The organism is Halorubrum sp. SS7 (assembly GCF_005435055.1).
GTDB lineage: Archaea > Halobacteriota > Halobacteria > Halobacteriales > Haloferacaceae > Halorubrum > Halorubrum salinarum.
This window is the reverse complement of sequence record NZ_SGXV01000383.1, coordinates 1-382: the sequence shown is the minus strand read 5'-3', so window position 1 is coordinate 382 and position 382 is coordinate 1. Positions and strand designations below refer to the sequence as shown.

The 382-nt window shown below is 67.8% G+C and carries 1 protein-coding gene; it reads right to left on the bottom strand.

Features of this window, described 5'->3' with window-relative positions:
- Positions 1-30: 30 nt before the first annotated feature.
- Positions 31-382 (bottom strand): glycosyltransferase family 2 protein (locus EXE44_RS18495; protein WP_369333868.1); only part of this gene is annotated, 352 nt, incomplete at its 5' end.

The window sequence follows — 382 nt, the reverse complement described above, 5'->3', positions numbered from 1 at the left end:
GTTCCCCGGCCGTCGGCGCCTCGGTTCCGCTTAGTCGGTCGGACCCGCATCCTGCCGACGCATTCCACGGACGCGGCCGGCAGCGCCGGCCAGCGTCCCGGCGCCGTGAATCAGGCCCGATCGCAGCGGCAGCCCGATGTAGTTCGTGGGCGTGACCGCGTCGGCGAGGATCATCAACCACTGCTCTCGCTCGCTCCGCCCCTGTTTGGCCCACAGGTACGGTCGCTCGACCTCCTGACGATACGTCTTCGTGAGGTAGTCCGACACCGAGTCCGCGTATACGTGATCGACCACCAGGTCCGGGTCGTAGTATATGGGCGAGACCCTGAGGACCCGCTCCGCGAGCTCGAGCTCCTCGTGTCCCCACGGGATCTCCTCGTCC